The sequence below is a fragment of the uncultured Leifsonia sp. genome, from assembly GCF_945957465.1.
Classification (GTDB): domain Bacteria; phylum Actinomycetota; class Actinomycetes; order Actinomycetales; family Microbacteriaceae; genus Leifsonia.
Genome location: NZ_CAMFLC010000100.1, coordinates 1 through 4,837, shown reverse-complemented (window position 1 = coordinate 4,837; position 4,837 = coordinate 1). Strand labels below are relative to the sequence as shown.

General features: G+C 69.6%; 4 protein-coding genes and 1 pseudogene. 2 read left to right on the top strand and 3 right to left on the bottom strand.

All coding sequences use genetic code 11. The features are described 5' to 3' along the window. Window positions 1-1,034 (top strand): ketopantoate reductase family protein (locus tag Q0Q23_RS19745; protein WP_295128411.1); only part of this gene is annotated, 1,034 nt, incomplete at its 5' end. An 85-nt stretch (window positions 1,035-1,119) separates the two neighbouring features. Continuing rightward, entirely contained in the window at window positions 1,120-1,989 is an 870-nt protein-coding gene (locus Q0Q23_RS19740; protein ID WP_295128408.1) for an A/G-specific adenine glycosylase, read from the top strand. A gap of 1 nt (window position 1,990) precedes the next feature. Here Q0Q23_RS19740 and Q0Q23_RS19735 read toward each other — a convergent pair whose 3' ends face one another. The 3 genes and pseudogenes from Q0Q23_RS19735 to Q0Q23_RS19725 all read right to left on the bottom strand — a co-directional run. Continuing rightward, window positions 1,991-2,281 (bottom strand): YciI family protein, encoded by a 291-nt coding sequence (locus Q0Q23_RS19735; RefSeq protein WP_295128405.1) that lies wholly within the window; start codon window positions 2,279-2,281, stop codon window positions 1,991-1,993. A gap of 122 nt (window positions 2,282-2,403) precedes the next feature. Further along, window positions 2,404-4,524: an acyltransferase family protein gene (locus Q0Q23_RS19730; protein ID WP_295128402.1), complete on the bottom strand. Its 2,121-nt coding sequence runs from the start codon at window positions 4,522-4,524 to the stop codon at window positions 2,404-2,406. A gap of 140 nt (window positions 4,525-4,664) precedes the next feature. After that, window positions 4,665-4,837 (bottom strand): annotated as a pseudogene (locus tag Q0Q23_RS19725) (ribosome-binding factor A); the annotation flags it as partial.

The following is a 4,837-nucleotide window of genomic DNA, read 5'->3' as shown; positions in this document are numbered from 1 at the left end:
GAGCCGGCGCGGGCGCGGATAGGGTGGAGGGTGTGCGTATCGGAGTGATCGGGGCGGGAGCGATCGGCGGCACGGTCGCGGCCCTCCTCGACCGGGTAGGACACCTGGTGGAGGTCACGGCCCGCGGCGACCACCTCGCCGCCATCCGCGCCGACGGACTACGGCTCGACGGCGGCTGGGGCATCCACACCGCGCGGGTCGCGGCCGCCGAGCGGCTGCAGACGAAGCCGGAACTCGCGTTCGTCTGCACCAAGGCACAGGACGCCGAGCGCGCCATCCGCGAGAACGCCGACCTCCTCGACGGCATCACGGTCGTCGTGGTGCAGAACGGCCTCGCCGGGCTGCGCCTGGCGACCGAACTGCTCCCCGGTTCCGACTGCGTCGGTGCGCTCGCCCTCTACGCCGCCAGCTACCTCTCCCCCGGCCGGGTCAGCGTGACGACGACCGCCAACACCTATCTGGGCGCCGGGGACGGCGAGGCACCGCAGGCCGCCGTCGACGCCGCGCGCATCCTCGACGCCGCGATGCCGAGCTTCGCCGTGGACAACTTCACCGGCTGCCAGTGGACCAAGCTCATGGTCAACCAGGTGAACGCGATGCCTGCCATCACCGGGCTGAGCGCGCAGCAGACCCTCGGCGACCGCCGGCTGCGGCCGATCATCACGGCGAGCCTTCAGGAGGCCGTGCGCGTCGGCATCGCCCGCGGCGTGCGATTCGGCAGCATCCAGGGCCTCGACGACCGCATCCTCCGGTTCGTCGCCTCCGCTCCGCGCTGGATCGCGCAGGCGGTGCCGCTGCTGATGCGGCGGCGCATGGGCGCCACGCCGAACCCCGGGTCGACGCTGCAGAGCATCCGCCGGGGCCAGCCGAGTGAGATCGACTTCCTCAACGGCGCCGTCGTCGCGGAGGCCGCGGCGGCCGGCCGCGAGGCCCCCGTCAACGCTGCACTCACCGCTCTGGTCCACGAAGTGGAGGCGACCACGGCCTTCCTCCCGCCGGCGGAGGTCGCCCGCCGGATGAGCGCGCTGCTCTGAGGGCGCGCTGCTCTGAGGGCGCTGCTGCTCTGAGGGAACGCGCGGTCGCGCCGCCGCCGTCCGCGGCAGCGGTTAGCCTCGAAGCATGCCCGATGCGTTCTCGTCCGCCGTGGTGGACTGGTACAAAGCGAACCGCCGCGACCTCCCGTGGCGTCGCGACGGATTCACCGCGTGGGGCACGCTCGTCAGCGAGTTCATGCTGCAGCAGACACCGGTCTCCCGGGTGATCCCTCGTCTCGAGGAGTGGCTGACCCGGTGGCCGACGCCGGCCGCCCTCGCCGCGGTGCCGCCCGGGGAGGCTGTTCGCGCCTGGCAGTCCCTGGGCTACCCGCGGAGGGCGCTGTGGCTGCACGCGGCCGCCGTCGCGATCACCGAGCGGCACGGCGGCGTGGTCCCCGACGATGTCGAGGCGCTCCTGGCCCTCCCGGGCATCGGCGACTACACCGCTCGCGCGGTGGCCGTCTTCGCGTACGGCGCCCGCCATCCCGTCGTCGACACGAACACCCGTCGCGTCATCGCCCGCGCCGTCGACGGGCAGGGCGAACCGTCGCCGCCGAACGCCCGGCGCGATCTCGCTGCGATGTCGGCCCTGCTGCCGCACGACCTGCCCGTCGCCGCGGCCTTCAACGCGGGGATGATGGAGCTCGGCGCCATCATCTGCGTCGCCCGATCGCCCCGCTGCGACGAGTGCCCGCTCGCGCAGCGATGCGCGTGGCGGGCTGCCGGCTACCCGGAGTACGACGGCCCGCGCAAGGCGGTGCAGAAGAAGTACGAGGGAAGCGATCGTCAGGTGCGCGGCCGCATCCTGGCCGAGCTGCGAGCGTCGCACATCCCGGTCACGGCGGAGGAGCTGGAGCTGATCTGGCCTGACGCCGCCCAGCGGGAGCGGGCGCTGAGCGGCCTGTTGGAAGACGGCCTCGCCGTCGCCGAAGCCGGCGGCTACACGCTGCCCTGAGTCACGCCTCGGCGAACACGGCCGGATTCCAGTCGAGGATCCGTGACCGGTACACCAGACCTTCGGTCATGAACGGGTCGCCCGCCCGGAACCGCTCGGCTGCCTCCCGTGAGCGGAAGATCGCCATGGATCCCTGGGTCCCCGGGTCACCGAACGTGCCGATCATCAGGATCTCACCGCCCCGGGCGAACTCGTCGAGGTAGGCCTTGTGCCGCGGGTAGGTCTCCACCAGCCGCTGGAAATGCTCCGGCCCGGCGTCGGGGTCCGCATCATAGAACGAGACGGCGTACATGACTTCAGCGTACGAAGATTCTCGCGAACGACGCCAACAATTTCTCGCGCGGGGCCTCCGCCCGCGTCGGTCGGCAGCGCGACAACGGGTCGAGCGACAGCAGGAGAACGACGCCCGCTCCGTTACGCGACGTGGTCGGCGGCGAGGACACCGGTCGCGATCAACGCCGATCGCATGAGGGTGCCGAGTGACGCCGAGTACAGCGCGGTGAGGTGACTGGCATCGATCCGGATGAGGAGGCCGCCTGCGCCGACCGGGCACGAACCGTCGGCTGTGCAGAACCACGCGTCCGGATCCACATACCCGGCAGTCATGCCGCGTTCGACGGCGTCGGTGACTGCTCGCTGCTCTGCATCGCGCTTTGTTGCGGTGTCCGGACTCATCATCGCGACACAGCGGTTCGGTCCCGCCACGGTGACAGCGCAGTCGGCGGGACGCGAGCCTTCCGGCGGGCTACCCACCACGACGACAGGCGCTCCCGCAGATCGCACGCTCTCCAGGCTGCGGAGTGTCGCCTGCCGCCATTCGCGAGCGGCTGCCGCACCAGTACTGCCCGAGTCGAGGAAGCGCATGGATCCGATCCCGCTCGACATCACGATCAGATCGGGCCGCGCGGCCACGACCGCCGCGAGATCCGCGCTCCGTGCCCGAGCGCACTCCTCGACGAATGTTCCTCTCTTGCGCGCTTCGCGCACGGGGGCCGACGCGGCGGGACAGCCGTGGAGCCCGAGTGCTCCGACCTTCCATCCCGGCCCGAGAGCGCCTTCGATGGCCGGCACCCAGCTCAACGCGATGGAATCCCCGACCACGATGGCTGTGCGGGAGGCGCTGTCGCTCCGCGGCAGGCAGGTTGCGCGTGGTCCCGCGATCGACGAAGGAGAGAGACCGACTGCGTCGCGCAGACAACCGCGGTAATCGACTCCCTTGAGCGGGGCGGACAGCTCGCTCTCGAAGGGTGCCCAGGAAGCGGATCGCACGGCGTTCTCGAGCGCCGCGGAGAGTCGATCGGTCGACGCCCATGTTTCGGTTTCGGACTCAGCCGCGGCGGGAGCCGGCGCCGGCGGCAGCACGGGCCCGCGGAGCTGCAGTACCGACAGAAGGGCGACGAGGGCGGCCGTCACGGCGAAGCCGCCGACGCGACTCCATGATCGACGCCGAGACAGCCACCCCTGAACGCTCTTCCACACCCGGGCGTGCCGCGCGGGATCTTCGATGAAGCGATACGAGGCAGCAGCCACGATGAGGGAGATCAGCACGCACAGCAGTCCGTGCACGAAGCCCTCGGCGGGGAACAGAGCTGCGGCGAAGACGAGAATCGGAGCATGCCATAGATACAGCGAGTACGAGATCCGCCCCACGTACCGGACCGGTGGCAGAGTCAGGAGCCGCCCGAAGTCGTCGTCGCTGGTGGCACGCTCGGCTGCGACGATGACAGCACCCGTTCCGAGGACGGGCAGCAGAGCGGCGGCACCGGGGAAGGGGGTCGCCGCATCGAACAGCAAGGCTGCGATCGCGATCGCCACCAAGCCTGCCGCGCGGAGCACGACCCTCGACCAGTGTCGCGTGACGTGCAGAATACCGGTTGCGATGATCACTCCGACAGCGAACTCCCAGATGCGGGTCGGCGTGGCGAAGTATGCGCTTGCGGGGCGGAAGGCGGTGAACCAGACGGAGAACGCAAGCGATGCCGCCAAGCCGACGAGGCCCAGCGCGAGCACGGTCTGCCGTATGCGAGTAGCCCGACCTCGGGTGACGGCTGAGACGGCGACCCAGGCGAGGATCAGCAGCCACGGCCAGAAAGCATAGAACTGCTCTTCGACGGAGAGCGACCAGAAGTGCTGATAAGGCGACACGGAACCGCTCGTGTTCAGATAGACGGCCCCGGCCTGCACGAGGAACCAGTTCTGAACCCAGACGAGGGAGGCGAACGCCTGTTGGTTCCAGGCGGCGTTGGTGACACCGAAGAAGAGAACGTTCGACACGACGGCCGAGACCGCGATGGTGGCGGCCGCTGCCGGAGCGAGTCGAGCGAACCGTCGCGTGTAGAACCGGCCGAGCGCGATGCCGCCCGTCTTCTCTTTCTCGTGGAGGAGCGCGCGGGTGATGAGGTAACCGGAGATCACGAAGAAGATGTCGACACCGATGTATCCGCCGGTCGGCCAGTGCCAGGCATGGTTCGCGACCACGAGCAGCACGGCGACGGAGCGAAGTCCTTCGATATCGAGACGGAAGCGGGAGGCCACGAATATCCTTCACATCCACGGATGAGTTCGATTCTAGATTTTAGTGGTTTCATCCGAGTGCCGTTCGCATCCCCCGAAGCCCTGGCACGAAAAATGACCCGGTGGATCACCACCGGGTCATTCTCGTGTCGTGCGTCTGGTCAGTCCTCGTCGTCCGCGTCCCTCGGCTTCACGTACGGGTCCTCCTCACCCGCATAGCTCGCACCGGCAGCGAGGCCGGCCACCTCGGTGTCGCGCTCGCGTGCCTGGCGAAGGAGATCCTCGATGTGGGCGGCGTTCTCCGGGATGGCGTCGAGCTGGAACTCCAGCGTCG